The 18619-nt window shown below is 41.6% G+C and carries 14 protein-coding genes; 5 read left to right on the top strand and 9 right to left on the bottom strand.

The features are described from left to right. Positions 1-16: 16 nt before the first annotated feature. Complete coding sequence (locus tag Q0590_RS29670; RefSeq protein WP_302041281.1) at positions 17-3190, bottom strand: SusC/RagA family TonB-linked outer membrane protein; 3174 nt, start codon at positions 3188-3190, stop codon at positions 17-19. A gap of 291 nt (positions 3191-3481) precedes the next feature. Further along, positions 3482-4516 (bottom strand): glycoside hydrolase family 43 protein, encoded by a 1035-nt coding sequence (locus tag Q0590_RS29665; RefSeq protein WP_302041280.1) that lies wholly within the window; start codon positions 4514-4516, stop codon positions 3482-3484. A 1848-nt stretch (positions 4517-6364) separates the two neighbouring features. Between Q0590_RS29665 and Q0590_RS29660 the strand changes: the two genes are divergently transcribed. Both Q0590_RS29660 and Q0590_RS29655 read left to right on the top strand, forming a co-directional pair. After that, entirely contained in the window at positions 6365-8968 is a 2604-nt protein-coding gene (locus Q0590_RS29660; protein ID WP_302041279.1) for a T9SS type A sorting domain-containing protein, read from the top strand. A 153-nt stretch (positions 8969-9121) separates the two neighbouring features. Beyond that, positions 9122-9322, top strand: coding sequence for a hypothetical protein (locus Q0590_RS29655; protein WP_302041278.1), 201 nt, complete (start codon positions 9122-9124; stop codon positions 9320-9322). A 527-nt stretch (positions 9323-9849) separates the two neighbouring features. Here Q0590_RS29655 and Q0590_RS29650 read toward each other — a convergent pair. Together Q0590_RS29650 and Q0590_RS29645 are read right to left on the bottom strand one after the other, a co-directional pair. Further along, the gene (locus Q0590_RS29650) at positions 9850-10173 is read right to left on the bottom strand and encodes a nuclear transport factor 2 family protein (protein WP_302041277.1); all 324 of its coding nucleotides are present in this window, start codon (positions 10171-10173) and stop codon (positions 9850-9852) included. Between the two features lie 20 nt (positions 10174-10193). Continuing rightward, complete coding sequence (locus tag Q0590_RS29645) at positions 10194-10985, bottom strand: SDR family oxidoreductase (protein WP_302041276.1); 792 nt, start codon at positions 10983-10985, stop codon at positions 10194-10196. A 141-nt stretch (positions 10986-11126) separates the two neighbouring features. Here Q0590_RS29645 and Q0590_RS29640 point away from each other — a divergent pair, with 141 nt between their 5' ends. Next, a complete protein-coding gene (locus tag Q0590_RS29640; RefSeq protein WP_302041275.1) occupies positions 11127-11498 on the top strand; it encodes a winged helix-turn-helix transcriptional regulator in 372 nt (123 codons plus the stop codon). Between the two features lie 20 nt (positions 11499-11518). Here the strand turns inward: Q0590_RS29640 and Q0590_RS29635 are convergent, their stop codons facing one another. Together Q0590_RS29635 and Q0590_RS29630 are read right to left on the bottom strand one after the other, a co-directional pair. Then, positions 11519-12466 (bottom strand): adenylate/guanylate cyclase domain-containing protein, encoded by a 948-nt coding sequence (locus Q0590_RS29635; protein ID WP_302041274.1) that lies wholly within the window; start codon positions 12464-12466, stop codon positions 11519-11521. A 263-nt stretch (positions 12467-12729) separates the two neighbouring features. Then, positions 12730-13311: an NADPH-dependent FMN reductase gene (locus Q0590_RS29630; RefSeq protein WP_302041273.1), complete on the bottom strand. Its 582-nt coding sequence runs from the start codon at positions 13309-13311 to the stop codon at positions 12730-12732. 270 nt (positions 13312-13581) lie between these two features. Here Q0590_RS29630 and Q0590_RS29625 point away from each other — a divergent pair, with 270 nt between their 5' ends. After that, positions 13582-13956: a winged helix-turn-helix transcriptional regulator gene (locus Q0590_RS29625; RefSeq protein ID WP_366970539.1), complete on the top strand. Its 375-nt coding sequence runs from the start codon at positions 13582-13584 to the stop codon at positions 13954-13956. Positions 13957-14086: 130 nt separating this feature from the next. Here Q0590_RS29625 and Q0590_RS29620 read toward each other — a convergent pair whose 3' ends face one another. Together Q0590_RS29620 and Q0590_RS29615 are read right to left on the bottom strand one after the other, a co-directional pair. Continuing rightward, a complete protein-coding gene (locus Q0590_RS29620; RefSeq protein WP_302041272.1) occupies positions 14087-14950 on the bottom strand; it encodes a helix-turn-helix domain-containing protein in 864 nt (287 codons plus the stop codon). 99 nt (positions 14951-15049) lie between these two features. Beyond that, positions 15050-15958 carry an alpha/beta fold hydrolase gene (locus tag Q0590_RS29615; RefSeq protein WP_302041271.1) on the bottom strand — a complete coding sequence of 303 codons (909 nt, stop codon included), beginning with the start codon at positions 15956-15958 and terminating at the stop codon, positions 15050-15052. Positions 15959-16653: 695 nt separating this feature from the next. Between Q0590_RS29615 and Q0590_RS29610 the strand changes: the two genes are divergently transcribed. Continuing rightward, a complete protein-coding gene (locus Q0590_RS29610; protein WP_302041270.1) occupies positions 16654-17556 on the top strand; it encodes an NAD-dependent epimerase/dehydratase family protein in 903 nt (300 codons plus the stop codon). A 352-nt stretch (positions 17557-17908) separates the two neighbouring features. Here the strand turns inward: Q0590_RS29610 and Q0590_RS29605 are convergent, their stop codons facing one another. Then, positions 17909-18532, bottom strand: a complete 624-nt coding sequence (locus Q0590_RS29605; protein WP_302041269.1) for a hypothetical protein — start codon at positions 18530-18532, stop codon at positions 17909-17911. Positions 18533-18619 lie beyond the last annotated feature (87 nt).

Raw genomic sequence — 18619 nt, 5'->3', positions numbered from 1 at the left:
TTTCCGGATTGCCTGATTAAAAACCTGCCTGTATACCGGCACTAAAAATGCGGGGAGCCGGGAAATTGCCAATATCCTGCCCTCTGTCGAGGCTGCTGGTGCGGCCAAATGCCCCGGTTACTTCCGGATCGTAGCCTTTGTATTTGGTAATGGTAAATACATTCTGGCCAGATACATATACCCGCAGGTTAGAAAGGATTTTGGTGCTGTTCACTAAACCTTCGGGCAAGCTATAGCCTAATTGCAGGGTTTTCAGCCGCAGGTAATCTCCTTTTTCAATCCACCGGTCAGATTGCACAATGGGGTTACGGGTTGGGTCGGCATGGCGGGGCCTAGGAACAGAATTGGTAGAGCCTTCGCCGGTCCAGAAAGGTTCGTCGGAACGGTAGTTGAAGTTATCGTCGTAGCGGCCATTCCACCAGCGGCCTTCATTGAAAATCTTATTTCCGCCTACCCCGGCAAAAAAGGCCGTTAAGTCAAAGCCCAGGTACGAGCCGGTCAGGTTTAAGCCATATTCAAAGGTTGGAAAAGGAGAGCCTACGCGTTGCCTGTCGTCCAGGTTGATCTGGCCATCCCCATTGGTATCTACAAACCGGACATCGCCGGGAGATACTCCTTGTATGCCTGAGGCATCTACTTCGGCCTGGTTCTGGTAAATCCCATCCATTTTCAGGGCATAGAAGGAAATGGGTTCATCTACGGCCAGGCGGATCAGTTGCAGGTTTCCATAAATAGGCTGGTTGTTATTGGCCGGAACCAGGCCCTTTACTTTGTTGCGGATAGAGGTAATGTTGGCTGAAGCACTGTATCTGAAGTTCCCGACCTGATCCTGATACGTTAATGCCAGCTCAATTCCTTTGTTCTGAATAGATGCCAGGTTGTCGATAGGATTAGCTCCGGTACTGCCGGCAGAAAGCGGAATGGGTACTTCCAGTAACAAATCCTTGGTCCGGGAGATAAAATAGTCGGCATTCAAAATAATCCGGTTTTCAAGCAAGCCCAGATCCAGACCCACATTGGTTGTAATTTTGCGTTCCCAACGGATATTCGGATTTACCAGCTGCCGGTTAATTGCTCCTAAAGCTATCCCATTGTTAAATACATAATTCTGATTGTAATCGATAGTTGGGCTGATTCTGTAAGGATTGTTGGTCTGGCTGCCTATATCGCCTATGGCCTGGCTACCTACCTGTCCGTAACTGGCCCGCAGCTTCAGATCACTGATAAAGGGAACCGCCTGCATAAATCCTTCTTTGCTCACACGCCAGCCGATAGAAGCAGATGGAAAAACGCCATATTGGTTGCCTGAGCCAAAAATGGACGAACCATCGCGGCGGGCATTTACCTGAAACAGGTATTTATCGTCAAAGGTATAGTTGATACTTCCCAGCCAGGAAGCCAGTGCCCGTTGATTAACAAATCCATTGGTGCGGGGGCTGGTGGTGCCATTTTGCTGTACCCAGTATTCGCCATTAATTCCTTCCACATGGGCAAATATTTCTTTATAATTATCCCGTTGCTGGGTGTACCCAACCAAAGCAGATATACTATGTTTTCCAAAAGTCTGGTTATAGTTTAAGGTGTTCTCTACCAGAAAATTGAAAAACTCGCCGGCTCTGTCGTCTACAAAAGCAGGTCCTCCATCTGGGTTATTCTGGCGAAGTGCGCCTATGCGTTCAAAGTATTTGTTGTAGAACTGGGAATAGTCTAAGCCAAGGTTCAGTTTGTAGGTCAGAAACTTAAAGATGCTTACTTCGGCAAACGCAGAGCCAAATACCTTGCTGCTTACTCTGCTATCGCTATAGTGCTCCTGTAAACCTACCGGATTGGTAGCAAAGGTATTATTCAGATTGCCTCTGCCATAGCCATAGCCGCTTCTTGTGGTAGGATCATATACCGGAATGGTAGGAAACATCTGCAGCACGTCCAGGAAAGGCAAGCCAATGGTATTTACGGTGCTGTTGCGCGACATCATAATGCTTTCTCCCACCCGTACTCTTCCTTTTTTCATTTCAGTATTTACCCGCAACTGGTAGCGTTTAAAAGAGGGGCCTTTGATAATACCATCCTGAAAAAAGAAATTTCCGGATACCAGGTAGTTGGCATTTTCAGTACCCCCAGATAAAGTAAGGTTGTGGTCGGTTATCATCCCGGTTTTAAACATTGCATCCTGCCAGTCGGTGTCTACTCCTTCAGACAGGGGAGGGGCCGGTTCGCCATTATTAGCATAGGCCAGGGTAATTGCTTCGCGGAACTGGGCGGCATTCATCAGCGGCAAACGCTTAGGTACAGATTGGGCTCCTACATAGGTGTTATAGGTAAGCGAAGGAGTGCCTTGCCGTCCGCGTTTGGTAGTAATGATAATTACGCCATTCATTCCACGGGAGCCATACAGAGCAGTGGCGGCGGCATCTTTCAGTACCTGGATAGACTCTACATCATTGGGATTGAAATCAGGAAAGGCTCCGTTTATAAACATCCCATCAATAACATATAAAGGACTGTCTTGCCCGGTAATAGAATTCGTACCCCGGATTTTTACGGCTGATGCCTGGCCAGGAGCTCCACTAGAGGTAACCGTAACACCAGCTGCCCGACCTTGAAGCAGTTCACCCACACTACCTGCCTGTACCTTCTTTATTTCTTCCGTATCCACAACGCCTACGGCTCCCACAATATCACTCCGCTTTTGAGTCTGATATCCCACTACCACTACTTCGCTCAGCGATTGAACATCCGGAACAAGCGACACATTAATGGTAGCCCGGTTGTTAATGGGAACTTCCTGGGTAACATAGCCTATGTACGAAAATACTAAGGTGGCATTTCCATCTGGTGCCGTAAGGGTGTAGGAACCATCAGAACTTGTAGTGGTACCAGTAGCTGTTCCTTTGATCAGTACGTTTACGCCCGGTAGGCCTGCACCAGCTTCATCCGTTACTTTGCCGCTAACTTGTATATCTGCTGGGTCGACTACACCGCTTTTGTGTATGTTAGTTCTAAAAAACGGTATAGGTGTATTGCTGTTCGTGCTGGCAGGAAAATTCATAGCCATCACCTTCGTAGGATGAAGGTGCGCTAAGCCTTCGCTGCTCATTGCCTGCAGTTGCCCCTGACACATGATTCCGCTAATCAGCGTTGCTGCCAGCGGTATGTTCAGCGCTTTTGCTTTGTAAAGTTTTTTGTTCATTGGTTTGTTTTGAAAGGTTAATTCGTTGATGAAGATCAGGGCAGGATATTTACATTAACAGAGATAAATGTAAAAAAATAATTTAATAATACAATTTTAAAAGTTGAAAATAATTGACTGGTAAATTTTAAAATCAGCCATTTGAAGCATATTTCTTTACGTTTTTTACTGCCACCTATTGGAAGGCCGTGTTTTAAGAAGTGATTTAAGTGAAAGTCAAAGCTTCGAGTAAATCAGTGTGCTAGCACGCTGGCTATAAATGGCCATATAGAAATACTTGCAGACTGAAAGCTATCGTTTCTGTGTATGAATTTCTCCGGAAGGAATTTTTAATGATGTGGAAGTAGCCACCGGGATACCAAAATCCGGTGTGCCATCCTTTTTCCAGGTAAATTTTTGGATACGGGTGCTCCGGTTCGTACATTCTCCATTGGCGGTATCTTTGCCATGGTACACAATCCAGTCTTCGGTGCCGTTGGGTGAGGTAGTAAAGCTGTTATGTCCGGGGCCGAACACCTTATTTTCTATGGATTTGCTGAATACTGGCCTAGCGGCCTTTTTCCAGGTTTGGGGGTCTAGCAAATCACTGGTTGATAAAGCGGTAAGCATGCCTAATGAATAATTATCGTCCCAGCAGGCACTGGCTGAGTAAATAATATGTAACGTGTTTTTCTTTCCTTTCAGTAGCTGCGGACCTTCCAGAATTTCCCGTTCTTTGTGTTTTTCCCAATCAAAGGTAGGTTTGGCGAGTATTACTTCCGGAGCAGCCAGCGTCCAGGGATTTCGCATGGGAGCTATACACAGCACACTTTGCGGACCTATATATGCTGAATAGAGGAAATATAGTTTGCCTTTATGTGTAAAGATAGAACCATCCAGACCTGAATAGTGGGTATTTACTTTTCCTTTATCTGTCCAGGTGCCTTGAAGGGGATCTTTAGAACTATTTTCCAGCACAAATACATAACGGCTGCCGTCACCCGGATTTTTTGCATCGGTAGCCGTATAGTAAATATACCATTTTCCGCTTATATGATGAATTTCAGGTGCCCAGATGTCGCGGCTGTTAGGGCCAGTATCTGGCTTTTTCCATACGGTAACCGGCGAACTTTTAGCTATACTGGAAAGAGAACGGGATTTCCATATATCCAGGCGGTTGCCTCTGGTAACCATTAGGTAATAGGTGCCGTCGGTATGTTTGTATACCCAGGGATCCGGGCCTTCAGAAAGAATAGGATTGGTAAAGGTAGGTGTATCGGCACGTAAGCTGGACGCGGGCTGTTGATATAAGAGATAGATAAAAAAGGCTAGTAGTAAGTGGCACATGTTTCTTGCTAGTATATGTTGTTCAAATTTGCAGCAGGATTATCTGTTGAATGAAATTAAGCTAGGAGAGGAGTTACGCAAAGTTGGTGAATTGTCTTTGAGCTTGCAGAATCATCTCATACATGGAGTTAATCAAGCATTTTAGGGTTAAAGCGCCTAGCTTCTGTGATGTTTACTTAACCAAAAATAGCCTGCTAATTCACTTCATCATGGGACACATTCAGGACTTGGCCGGCTTGCGCACAACTACTGCCGCTAGAACTGCTCAACAAATAAGCAATATATTCCTCTGCTGGCGTTTTTGCTGTTTTTAACTACTTTACCCTTTTTGTGTAACGCCTATAACCATTACAAATAAGAATATATTTTCGTCACGAACCAAAGCCATAAGATGTTTTATTAAGTGTCCTTTACTGACTACTGGCTCTAGACAAATAGTATCATTTATTGACTGACTTTTTACTTGTTTAACTAACCCGGCCAATTCCCTTTCGGCGTCCTGCTTTAGAATTGGTGATATATCGCGCAAAGCATAGTATTACTTATGGGTAAGTGGTAGGCATGAAGTAAAATAGATTTGGTAGGTGTTTTCCGGGCAATGGTTAGCGCATATTCCAGTGCATAATAGGCGTTTGCAGAAAAATGGTGGGTACTATAATCTTTTTCAAAAGCAGAGTTTAGTGTCCACTATACATTCGTATACAAGCATATTAATGGAGTTTTCCATCAGTACTAACCATCTTTTGAAGATTGAAACACTACAGGATAAGTTGAAAGTAAACGAATGCTTGATCCATGATCTTTGGTTACTGCTCAGAGTAGATGTTCAGAGAATTTAAATAAGTCAGTCTTGTAAGACTTCATGGCATGGGCAAAGCTTTGTAACTAGCTAGTTAACTTTTGATTTGTGTCCCGGGAGAACTGATTATTTACCATATCATCTTTCTCCGAAAGGCTTTTCAAATACACCTCATGGGCATGAACCTCGTGTCTTCAATTGATCTAGTACTTCTCCCTAATAGTAATTAATCAGGTTTTGAAAAAGACTAATCCTTTGTTTATCCTCTGCAGAAATAGTCGTAATGGCTATTTTTCTACCAATTATGTCAATAAAGACAATTCAACTCTTCAGAAATGAACATCAGATAGCCATGTAGCAACATCTTTATGTAAGTCTTCCATGCTTACTTCAAGCAGAAAATGATGATTGGCAGGTGAAAGTTTTCATAAGTATAGAAATGATGACGGTTGGATTGAGTCTAACAATGACTTTAGCCTTAAGATAGATTTGAAGTTGCTAAAACACATGAGGTAGGTTAGTGCGAATGCCTGATGAATATTATGGTAAGCAAGATAGTTAGGTGTACGTTGACTAGTAATATCCAGAGCAATAAGTTTACTAGATGGTATTGTAATATACAAGCTCCTATAGTATCTTTATGTAAGCTAAAAACTACGGATTAGTAAATTTTATTGTTCATAGCATTCCTGTTAATTTTCATGAAGGGTCATTCAATTTTTCGTAGTGCTTACTGTATTTAGCCTATATAATGCATCAATGAATGAAATCCACATAGTAGCTAAAACATCCCGCCCATCAATCGAATACATCAAAACCGTAGGGATATGAGCTGTCTCTATAGTAGTCTGTAGTATATTATATTAGAAGCAGCAGCCATACCGAATAGTAAGATCAGTCCCATAGCTTGTTTTATTTTGATTTGCTTTTCCACTGCAATGCGATAGATCATCCTGTTGTATGATTGTTCTTCTTGTATAATCTAATGCTTTCCTGTTAAATAGTCCCCAATTATTTATAAATATTTTTTCAACTAAACAAACCTATTTATGAGACACTACCTACAGCTGAGAAGTAGTTCACGAAATGTGCTTCTTCCATTTTTACTATTAACACTATTTTTAACAGCTACTTTGCCTTTTCTCTATGGACAAGCGCCTGTGAAGCTTTGGGACAAAACGATTGGCGGAAATGCGGATGATCGGTTATACTCATTACAGCAAACGTCAGATGAAGGATATATTCTGGGTGGATATTCTGATTCTGGTGTAAGTGGAGATAAGAGTGAAAAGAGAAAAAGTGAGGAACACTATAGTGGTGGAAACTTCTGGGTAGTGAAGACAGATGCTTCCGGTAATAAACAATGGGATAAAACCTTTGGCGGGAAACGTATCCCAGGATATTCTGGTGACAATTATGGCGAATATATTAAGTCATTACAGCAGACATCGGATGGGGGCTATGTTTTGGGAGGAACAACATATTCTACCGCAGGCTTTGATAAAAGTGAAGTTTCAAGAGGTGATGCGGACTTCTGGGTAGTGAAGACAGATGCTTCTGGTAACAAACAATGGAATAAAACAATTGGGGGAAATCGTACTGATGTACTTAATGTTATAAAGCAAACAAAAGATGGGGGATATATTCTTAGCGGATATTCTAACTCCGAGGTAAGTGGAGATAAAAGTGAAGATTGGAGAAATGGTGTAGGCTGGATAGTGAAGTTAAGTGCTACCGGAGATAAAGAATGGGATAAAACTTATTTTGGAAATGGTAGATATATACAACAGACTACTGATGGCGGCTATATTGTGGATGGACTTTCTGCTCCTGCAATGGTATATCGCAGTAGTACATACTTTGTAATGAAGCTCAATGCGGTAGGCGAAAAAGAATGGGATAAAATTCTTTGGGGAGATTCATATTCAGATGCTGTATTGTTGCGTATACAACAGACCACCGATGGGGGCTATATCCTAGGCGGATATTCAAATTCAAACGCAGGCTTAGATAAGAGTGAAAATTCCAAAGGCGATTTTGATTATTGGGTAGTGAAGCTGGATAACTCTGGCAACAGACAGTGGGATAAAACAATTGGCGGCGATGGCAGGGATGTCTTACATGCTTTACAGCAGACAAGGGATGGTGGCTATATACTGGGCGGAAACTCTAACTCTAATGCCAGAGGGGATAAAAGTGAGAAAAAGACAGGTGAATGGGACTATTGGGCGGTGAAGCTGGATGCCTCTGGTAACAAACAATGGGATAAAACAATTGGGGGGAATTACGAAGATCAGTTGCATGATTTACAGCAGACAAAAGATGGCGGCTATATATTTGGTGGATATTCTAACTCCAATGCAGGGTTGGATAAAAGTGAGAATAGAAAAAATCAAGGATATTATGATAACGACTACTGTATAGTAAAATTATCAGCCGATGCAAGAGAGATTAAATCCCCAATAACGAGTTTAATACTAATAAATGCCGATATCGATTCCTATGTAGGGGAGTTAAAATCTGGAGATATAATAGATTTAGTAACCTTGGGTAATCCCTTGTTGAATGTGCGGGCCAATGCAGAAGTTAAACTTGATAGCGTCATATTTGAACTTAGTGGGAGCACTACTACTATACGGCATATAGAAAGGCATTTACCCTATGTATTGTATGGCGATGGCCTGAAAGCAGGTGCTATCGATTATTGGGGTGATTATTGGAAACCGGGGCAGTATACGCTGAAAGCTACTCCATACCTACAAGGCAAGGCAGATAATTCCTATAGTGTAAATTTTGAAATAACAGGGAACCTGCCGCCTGCGCTGCGGGTAAATTTTGGCAAAAGTCATACGCCTGCACCAAAAGGTTGGCAGACAGACTATGGCCTTGCTTTTGGAGAGAAAAATAGTTATAGCTATGGATGGAAACGCAGAGATAATGGCACTCCTGTAGATCTATCAGTTGGTGGTACCTTGCCAGGCAATGGCCGCTGGCGGCCCCTTCCCAAAGACTTACTGCTCTCTACGCTGATGCACATGCAAAGCGATGATGTACCTAACTTTAATGGTACCCCTGTGGAAAGCTATTGGGAACTAGCCCTAGAAAATGGAGACTATCAAGTAACCGTGTCAGTAGGGGATGGATCGGTTTGGATCACCCCGGAATCCCATTCTATCAATGTAGAAGGCGAAAAGGCAATCGATAATTTTGTTCCTCAGGGTACAGAAGGCAGCATCAGCCGCTTCAAGCAGGCTTCCATCAGAGTCAGTGTCAGGGATGGCCATTTGACAATTAATGCGGATGGTGGAGCTAACACCAAAATCAATTATGTCATCATTCAACCCTTATTCTCTACAGCAGCTATTGCAAGTGGTAAAGAAAATCTCCTCCTTCAGACAGACCAAGCACAGCCCACATCCTATCCCAATCCTTTTTCAGATAAGTTTAGTTTAGCAATGCATGGATGGCAAGGGAATGTATTTGTTGTCCTACAAGATTTGACGGGAAACGTGTATTATCGATGCGAGCAACAAATAGAATCCTCTCTTCTGCCTATAGATGTATCCTCTGTTGAGTTGAGAAAAGGCTTTTACTTGCTTACAATCATAGATGAGCATGGGAAGAGTAGCACCCTGAAGTTATTAAAAAATTAAGTTGCTTGAACAGTACTTGCAGATCACCCATAAGTCTTATAAAAACAAAAGGCCTTATAGCTTGTAAGGCCTTTTGTTTTTATTTGGTTGTTAAAACTACCGTCTTTGACTGTGGTGTTGTTGGAAGGCTTTGCCAGTGTAGTAACTTTGGGTATGGCAAAGTATCGGAAGTTATCTCAATGTATCTATTGCTGTAAATATCATATAGTCTGGACACCTAACTATCGGTTTCGCATTATGCGGGATGCCTTAGCCGATATATTGACCGTGAATGGTCAATTTAAAAGAAAGAATAAGACCATCTGTGCCTGGAAAGAGGTAGAAATGTGGATCGAGTTTGATCCACTGAGTTAAATGTAAGGGCAGTGCATGTGCAGATTGAGCGTGTCTGCTCAATTAGTTTGTTCCATACCTTCCAAAATAAGTGTGTCTGACTTTATGGGGATCCTGAAAGGAAAAACAGCGATAAGTATGTTTAAAAATTTTCAGAATTAAAAAAGCAAACTACTGGGGCAATCACTTTTAGTCCAGAGGCTATTTTGTAAGCACGAATGGATCATTCTCGGTCCATAGGTATGGATGAAAATAAGATAAAAAGATATAGCAATTACCAAGAGGAGCAGGACAGAAAAGAGGAGGTCGATAGTACAAACTTTACCTTGTTTTGAATCTCCCCCCCTTTGGGTGTTTTATCCATACAAAGCCACCACCAAAGGTGGTGGTAGTTTACTTCTGATTCATAAAACGACCATCTCCACCTCTTTCAAATTTATAATAAATATATTGCTAAATATACTACCTGGTTTGAATGGGTTGGGCAACCTCTTTATTGGGTGATATTATCAGTAACCTATTGTGTATCTCTGGTTTCAGCTAACCTTTTAGCCCTTTATTTTCAGCGACTCAATCAGCCCGTCTTTGAGTTCAAGATGGTAATTCAAGACAAGTGGACTTCCGGGAAATGAGCCTGAGATTTCTGCTGACAACACACCACTGGTAGCTGTTCCGGTATATCCGATGGGTTTCATTACTGTTTTAAACGTTTGGTTTGCCTGAGCTATCCACTCTTGTATTTCCTTTTTTCCATGGTGGTTTTTTCCCTCGTCATACACCAGGGCTGTTTCTGAGAAACAATTCGCATAGGCAATACTGTCCTGGTTGTTTTGGGCTTTTACTAACTCGGCAATTACTTTCGGTACATTCATGGCGTTAGGGTTTATGAATATCAAATAGTGGGGATGGTTCCTCCGTCAATAATGTATTCTGTTCCTGTTAAATAATTGGCTCTTGGTGAAACAAGAAAACCAACTAATTCAGCTACTTCTTCAGGTTCGGCAGGTCTACCATAAGGTATTCCACCCAAGGCATCCACAACACTTTGTTGAGCCTCCTCCATAGAAATATTTGAATTCTTAGCGATCGTTTCCAAAAACTGTTTGACATTTTCCGTCCTGATCCATCCTGGCGAAACAGTTAGCACGCGAACACCTTTTGGGGTAACTTCATTGGATAAGCTTTTACTATAATTGATCAATCCAGCTTTTGCAGCCGCATAAGGCAAAGTAGATTCAAATAAGGGTAGTTTGCCTTGAATGGAAGCGATGTGAATAATAACGCCACTTTTTCGATCGATCATTTGTGGTAAAAATCCTCTGTCAAGCCTGACAGGAGCAAGCAAATTAGCTTGTAGGGTTGATTCCCAATCTTGATCGGTTAAGACGCTAAAACCACCAGCGGGTGTTACTGAAGAACCAAGGTTGTTGACAAGAATGTCTAGCCTCCCATAAGTGAATAGCACTTCGCTAACTACTTTTTGTGTTCCTTCTGCCTTACTTAAATCAGAAGGAATGAAATGCAATTGGCTGTTTTCTTGTTCCGGTGCGTTTCTTGCAGTAATAATAACGGTTGCACCAGCTTTCAATAGCCTTTCTGCAATGGCTTTTCCGGCTCCTTTTGTCCCTCCTGTTACTAAGGCAATCTTGTCTGATAACTCATTGTTGAAATTAAACTGCTCCATTGTATTGTCCCACTTTTAAGAATTAATTATAGGGCAAAATTGGGGTATAAAAGAAGTTGAGACAAGTACGGCGTTACGAATCGCATAGGGATAAATTTGTCCCATATTGACTCTTTTGGACTATCAGAATACTTTTGTTATATGTATGAAAGAAAAATACCTGTGAGCCTCCATTGCGGGCTCGACCTGATTGGCGAAGTGCTGTATGGCAAATGGAAAATCCGCCTGCTGTGGTTCATCCATGAGGGATATAAACGCCCTAGCCAGTTGCAACGCAAAATTCCCGATGCTTCCCGCCGGGTGCTGAATGTACAGCTCAACGAACTGGAAGCGCATGAACTAATTACAAAAGTCATTTATCCGGTTGTTCCGCCGAAAGTAGAATACAGCCTGACTGAATTTGGCAAAACCTTAATTCCGGTTATTGACGCTTTGGGACAATGGGGCGATGAGCACCAACAGCGGTTACGTACTGTTATTCTGAAAAGAGAAGCGCATGTGTCAAGCCAGTAGGTTTTATGGTATGAGCTGAGCTAGCTACTAAGCCGAATAGATTGCCTGGTATAGGGTTCCCCAATGGAATACACCTTAATGGGCGCTTTCACTCCGGCTAGTCTGATTTCTCTTACTTCGGAGTGGCTTTTGTAGGAAGATAACAGGATTACCTCCTCAGAGACCACAAACGAATTATTAAGCGTTTTGGTGCTGTTCTGAATGCGGGAAGCAATATTTACGGCCAGTCCCATGGCAGTTTTTCTTGTAGAGCCTCCGTAGTTTACCTCACCTACAATCACCTTCCCGCAATGTATTCCGATTCCAATCTCGAATTCTTTCAGAAAAAGCTTACCATAGGTTTGGTTGAGTGTTTTCAACTCGGCAAGAATTTCAAATCCTGCTGCTATAGCTGCATCGGCCGCTTTTTTCAGAGAATAACCATCGCCAAAAATAGCATATAGCTCATCTCCTGCTGTTTCAAGAATCTGCCCCTGGTGCTTGCTTAGTACCGTGTAAAATAGCTCAAACAGTTTGCGTACCAGGTAGATCACATCAAAAGGCAGATACGACTCTACAAAGGGCGTAAAATCCCGGATATCAAGAAAAAACAACACCAGCTGCTTTTCTTCTCCAAGTGGCTTTAGTTTAAAATGGCCGGGACGTTGTTCAATGGGTTTCAGAAAAGCGGCTATTTCCGACGCTGATTTTACCATCCGCTCTACTTTCACTGGCCCATCCTCCAGCTTTGCCTGGCAAGCCAGCCTGACCGTGGAGGGAAGTTTGAGAACCGAAGTTAAGCGGGCTTCTCTTTTATTGGGCGGGCTTATAAATTCTTCGCCTTCCAGAATCAGTACCCGGCAGGTAGAACATTTTGCTTTGCCGCCGCATGCATGAAAGTGAGGGATTCCTGCCTGCAGTGCTGCTTCCAGTATGGTCTGGTCTTTATTAATGGGAATAGTCTTTTCCTGAAAAAACTCAATTTGCATAGCTCTTGTCAACTTTCCTGTTTTGCTGTTTTTTAACTCGCTGCGAAGCACTTACAAAACAACGTATAATAATACTGGTCTTATGGGTCTGAAAAGATTGTTCCTGCCAAATCCGGTAGTATTGTTTAATGTAAATATATAAAGATAAGGGCCGGTAAGTGATACAAGCCCTTACCTGTTTCTAAAAATCCGGTAGATTTTCCGGCTCATTCTACCGCCGGTTTCCATCTCTTCTACCTTGTTTCAATACGGGAATCAAGCCATTACATAGCCTGATAGGCCCCTTCTGTCCGCAAGGATTTTAATGCCGCAGACCAGGCAATCACCTGATCAAGCATAGTGGTGAGTTGCTTTTCATGATCGGTAGTTGGTTTAAAAACAGTATAGCCTTCAAAATCTGTAAACAGTGACAATGCTACTTGTGCCCGCACATCCGCCACACTAAGTTCACCCATAATCAGCCGTAAATGTTCAACGGCCCTTGTTCCATTGGCTGAGCCGCCATAGCTTATAAAGCCAGCGGCTTTGTTTCCCCATTCATAATACAAATAATCAATGGCATTTTTGAGTGCTCCCGATGTACTGTGGTTATACTCAGGCGTTACAAATACATACCCATCAAAAGTGGCAATTTTTTCGGACCACCGTTTCGTATGTGCATGCGTGTACTTGTTCCAGAAGGGCGACAAAGGCTCATCATAAAGCGGCAGATCGTAGCCGGCTATATCCACCAGTTCAAATTCGGCATCGTTGCGTGCTGCTGCTTTTTCAAAGGCCCACTGGGCCACTTGTTCGTTCACCCGGCCCGGGCGAGTGCTTCCTATAATAATTGCTATTTCAAGCATACTTTTTTGGTTGTTTAATTGATTGATCTGTTTTGCTTTTTTCTCTACCTAACCTTTGGCTAACCCATACTTATCCTTGCTAGTATGGGTAGTTTCTATCAGGTGTACTTTCACAGGAATGGATAATGCCTATGATCAGCTTACTATCCATGCACCGGAAATTGGCTGTTGTTATCTGTGTTCAAAATTAGCTATCTTTGCTATACAAAAGGTAGTACTATACAAAAGGATAGCACTAACCTTTACGTAACCTTATAAACTCAAGCATAAATGAAGATGGAGGAAGTAGATCAACCCAACAATAGGGAATGTTGCAGAAGTCTGCCAGCCATTGAAGATGCCCTGTATGTAATTGGCGGTAAGTGGAAGCTGAAGATCACCCTGGTGCTTCTGGAGGGCAACAAGCGCTTTAATGAACTTCAACGCACCTTAAAAGATATTTCACCGAGAGTACTTTCCCATGAGTTAAAAGAACTTGAGCTGAATGGATTTGTAAAAAGAAATGTGTATGCAACGGCAACGCCTGTAATAGTGGAATACGAAGCAACCGAATACAGCCGGACCCTCACCAAAGTATTAGATGCCTTAGCCGAATGGGGTACTATGCACAAGCAAAAAATTAAAGAAGCTCCACTGCCAGCGTAATGCTTTTACCTCAACACAGGAAAGTGAAAGGCATACACCTAATCCTGTTTAGCAGATTTCATAGCAGGCTCATTGCCGGCATCTGTTGATGCTGCAAACTTTAACAGGAAAACAGCTAATGAAATGTAAGCTATACTTTATTTGTGCCAAGATATTTTGTCCGGAAACCTGATGGGGATTCTCCGGTCTTTATCTGGAACTGCCGGCTGAAATAGGCTGGGTCTTCGTATCCCAACTCATGTGCAATTTCTTTGGCTGTCAGGGAGGTGTGTACAAGCAGTCGTTTTGCTTCCAGGATGATGCGGTTTTTAATCACTTCATTGGGCTGAGGTAAGTTCAGCCGTTTAAATTTATGGGTAACTGTTTTTGCAGCCATGGCCAGAACATCTGCATAATCGGCAACGGTATGTTTTTCCTTATAATGTGCATCTACCAAACGGGTAAACTTTCTAAAAAACTCCAGATCATTGTTTTGGCTTACTATGTTCTTTTGCAGGTGTTGTTTCTTCCACAAGCGGGTGGCTTTAATGAGTAGTTGCTTGAGGTAAGTGCGGATCATTTCTTCCAGGGAAGGGTCCTGCAGTGCAAATTCTTCTTCCATTTGGCGGAACAGGTAATTAATAAAGCTTTCTTCCACTTTGCTGACGCTAACTAATGGCATATTGTGGATGTTGTTATACAGCAAGCCATCGCAAGCTACTTCCTGGTCGTGTATCTGAATGCAATAAAAATCGCGGTTGTAAAAGATCAGGTATCCCTTTTCTATACCCACAGTTTCAATAGTAAGAAATTGATTGGGTGCTACAAAGAACAAAGAAGATTCACCGGTAACATATACATCAAAATCTACAGTTAATTTATATCCTTTGGGCAGATATAATACTTTGATGTATGGCTTGTAAATGTCACTATTGATGGTATCTACACTGTGTTCATCTATATTAACTAACCCAAACCTTTTCAAAATACTCTCAAATACATTTTGCTTATTCATCGTCCATCGAAATTTATCTGAAAATATAGAAAATTCGGAAGTTTAGTAGCAAATGTAACCGTTGCAGAATGCGATGATCCCGCAACGGTTTGACTGAATTTACTTTTTAGCGAAAGTTTCTAACTCGGTATTGAATTTCTCCATTTCTTCAATGAAGAGCGCATGACCGCTGTTTTCAAACTTTACGATGTAGGAATTTTTTATTCCCTTGTGCAGTTGCTCGGCAAAAACAAAATCACATAGCTTGTCTTTTACTCCGTGAAAAATGGCTGTGGGTATATTGATCTTTGAAAGCTGGGGACGTAAATCAAGCCCGGCAAGCGCCTGTATCGACTGTGAAGCTGCATAAGGAGAGGCTTCCATATTGATGTTCTTTAACCATTCGGACATTCCTTTTGAAAGGCCATTCTCTGTAGCAGCAAAGGCTTTGTCAAAATTATCCATCACCTGTGGCCGGTCTGTTCTGGTGAGTTGAACGAAAGAGGCAGCGCCTTCTTGTGGTAATCCGTAGGGGAAACCAGGGCGTTGTACCCATGAGGGAGCGGCAGCGGCAAACAAGGCTAATTTACTTATATGCGCAGCGTTGTATTTGGTTATATAATGAATAACCACTGCGCCGCCCATAGAGAATCCGCCCAGGAGGGCATCTTTAATCTGTAATTGGTCTAAAACCACTTTTATGTCATCAGAAAAAACATCAAAATCGTACCGGCCGTAAGGTTTATCGGATTTGCCAAAACCTCTGAGCGTAATACCGATCACCCGGAAGCCTTTTTGTACCAGGTACTGGTATTGGTACTCATACATGGCATCACTCAATGGCCATCCATGAATAAGCACAATGGGTTGGCCTTCTCCAAGATCGGTTACATGCAGGCGTACGTTTTTTTCTACTTCAATGAATTCCTGTCTACCTGCCGAAGCTGGTACTCTTTTCCCTTGAGCTGAAATGGAAGAATGGAAAATAAGGGTAAATAAAAAAGCGAGTGTTAAAATACGTGTTTTCATGGTGTTGTTTTTTAAGGTAGATAAATTCGTTAGTAGTATATTGCTGTAATTATTTTGATAGGACAAAGATAGAGCGCAGGACAGGGCAAAGAAATGGACAAATAGAGAGGAATCTTGTACATTTTTCCCCAAACTTCCAAAAGCGAGGTTGCAGGCAGGTATATTTACCTCAGGATAGAATTCTACAGAACAGAGGAGTTCGTTTCTAAAACGAGATAGTCGAATAATGAAGGCGATGTTATTACACCAATCATTGCTTGAAGTTTTGCAGAAAAGGCAGATAAGCTGTTTCGAATCAGGGATAAATGTAGTAACAGTGATACCAGCATTCCATAGCTATTGGATTTCCTCGACATCAGCTTATTTTTAAGATAACCCTTATATCATCTTCCCGTTAAGCATAGAACAGGACCTTGCAGCTCAAAAAATCTTCCATTCAGGAACATGTTAGGTAAGTGTATTTTATAGCTATTCAAAAGAAGGAGGTAATTGAACTACCTCTTTTCTACACTCTTACAATGAAAAAGTAGGCAAGAGGGAAAAATGGAATATAAATTCTTCCTCCTGCGCCTTACTTTACATAAGGGCCAATTCCTACATTTGTGCATACTACTTGTGAAACGAACCCACATATAATATGCAGCGTACTGATTCTTAGTGGGTAAAAAATAAAATCATTAATAAAAGGAAAACACATGACTAAAATGCGAATATTTTTTACAGGAGGATCGGGAAAAGCAGGAAAGCACGTGGTACCCTACCTTCTCGGCCAAGGGCATAGAGTGATGAATGTAGATCTGGTGCCTTTAGATTACCCGGGGGTGGATAATCTGATAGCTGACATTACCGATTCCGGACAAATGTTTAATGCCATGCGTTCGTATGCCGGATTAGATGAGCTGGAAGCAGGTACTGGGACACCAAAATTTGATGCTGTCGTACACTTTGCTGCTGTGCCCAGAATCTTGATCAAACCCGATAACGAAACGTTTCGGGTCAACACCATAGGTACCTATAATGTAATTGAAGCAGCGGTTAAGCTGGGCATTAAGAAAATTATTATTGCTTCCTCAGAGACCACCTACGGTATCTGTTTTTCAGATGGACAAACCAACCCTCATGTGCTGCCTCTGGAGGAAGACTACGATGTTGATCCCATGGATAGCTATGGTTTGTCTAAGGTGGTTAATGAGCAAACGGCACGCAGTTTCCAACGCAGGTCAGGAGTTGACATCTATGCCCTTCGTATCGGGAATGTGATTGAGCCGCACGAATACACCCAGCTGTTTCCTCATTATTTGAAAAACCCAGAGGTGCGCCGCAGGAATGCCTTCTGTTATATTGATGCGCGTGACCTGGGACAGATTGTAGATTTATGTTTGAAAAAAGATGGCCTTGGGTATCAGATTTTCAATGCCGGCAATGATCACAATGGTGCCATTATTCCTAGTAAAGAACTGGCTCAACAGTTTTTTCCGGGTGTACCTATTACGCGTGAATTGGGGGAACATGAAGCCTTGTTTTCAAACCGCAAAATCCGTGAAGTACTCGGCTTCAGAGAACAACATAACTGGAGGAAATATTTGAAGATGGACTAATGGCTAGTTTGGCAAGCTTACCCACATATCTACTTCATTTGTCCCTATAAATTTACGCTTTAATGGTGTAAAAAAACATCTGACACAAGTCATAGAATAAATATAGTTGGTGAACTGAAGAGGAACGGATGCGGCCTATCCCAACATTTGAACAGGAAATTTAGAACTAGTAACAAAAAAAGACAGAAAATTAAGCTTAAAGACTGCCGGGCTTTCATACTGATGAGCCAATGAAGTTGACTTTCTAAATACATTTTAACTTGAATATGGGAGTTAAAATAAAATGACTCTCGGTTTTTTACACCAAGTTATTAATTGGTGTTCTTAGCTACTCATGGCAAGATTGACACAATTAATTACAAGAAAAAGGTATTTGCTCTCCACTATGATTATAAAAGGTATTAAGGTCTTTCCAAATTTTTCCAGAAAGAAGGTCATTAATATAGGTTACATCCTTGCCCATTCGTTGCTGATCTGTTTTGATATTCTCTAACTTTTGAGTGAGTTTTTTATGGTCATAATTTTTGATTACCTCTATGCTAAACTGTCCTTGATAAATGGATAGATGTAAAAAATAGTCATTTACTTTTTTATTTTGATATTGGGTAAACACTACATCAATTACATCTACATAATCATCTATACATAAATGCTGTAAGGCATAGAATGCTATTGATTTCTCATTAAAGCTGGATTTATCGTCTTTAATAATTTTCAGAAGATGAGGTTTATATGTACATGGATTTATTAATAGATTTTCAAACCTACTATCTTCCCTCAGATTAATAGGAAATTCAATGGGAGTATCATTGTATTTAGTACTAATAGCATGAACTATGTTAACGACATCTTGATAAGATGTAACTGGATCATCTATTGAAGCACAGATATCACGTTTATTTTTGCATCCCCAACTATAGATAAGTAGTAGAAAAATAATCAATACCCTATCAATCATATATACAATTCCTGACATTAGCTTAATTCATTCTAAGTATGGGGACAATAATAAGTTAACGTGAACTATGGATTAGTAAAAGCATAAAGGGCTCAAAATGAATTA

This window comes from Rhodocytophaga aerolata (assembly GCF_030503435.1).
Taxonomy (GTDB): Bacteria; Bacteroidota; Bacteroidia; order Cytophagales; family 172606-1; genus Rhodocytophaga; species Rhodocytophaga aerolata.
The sequence above is the reverse complement of the archived record's forward strand: the minus strand, read 5'-3'. Positions and strand labels throughout refer to the sequence as shown.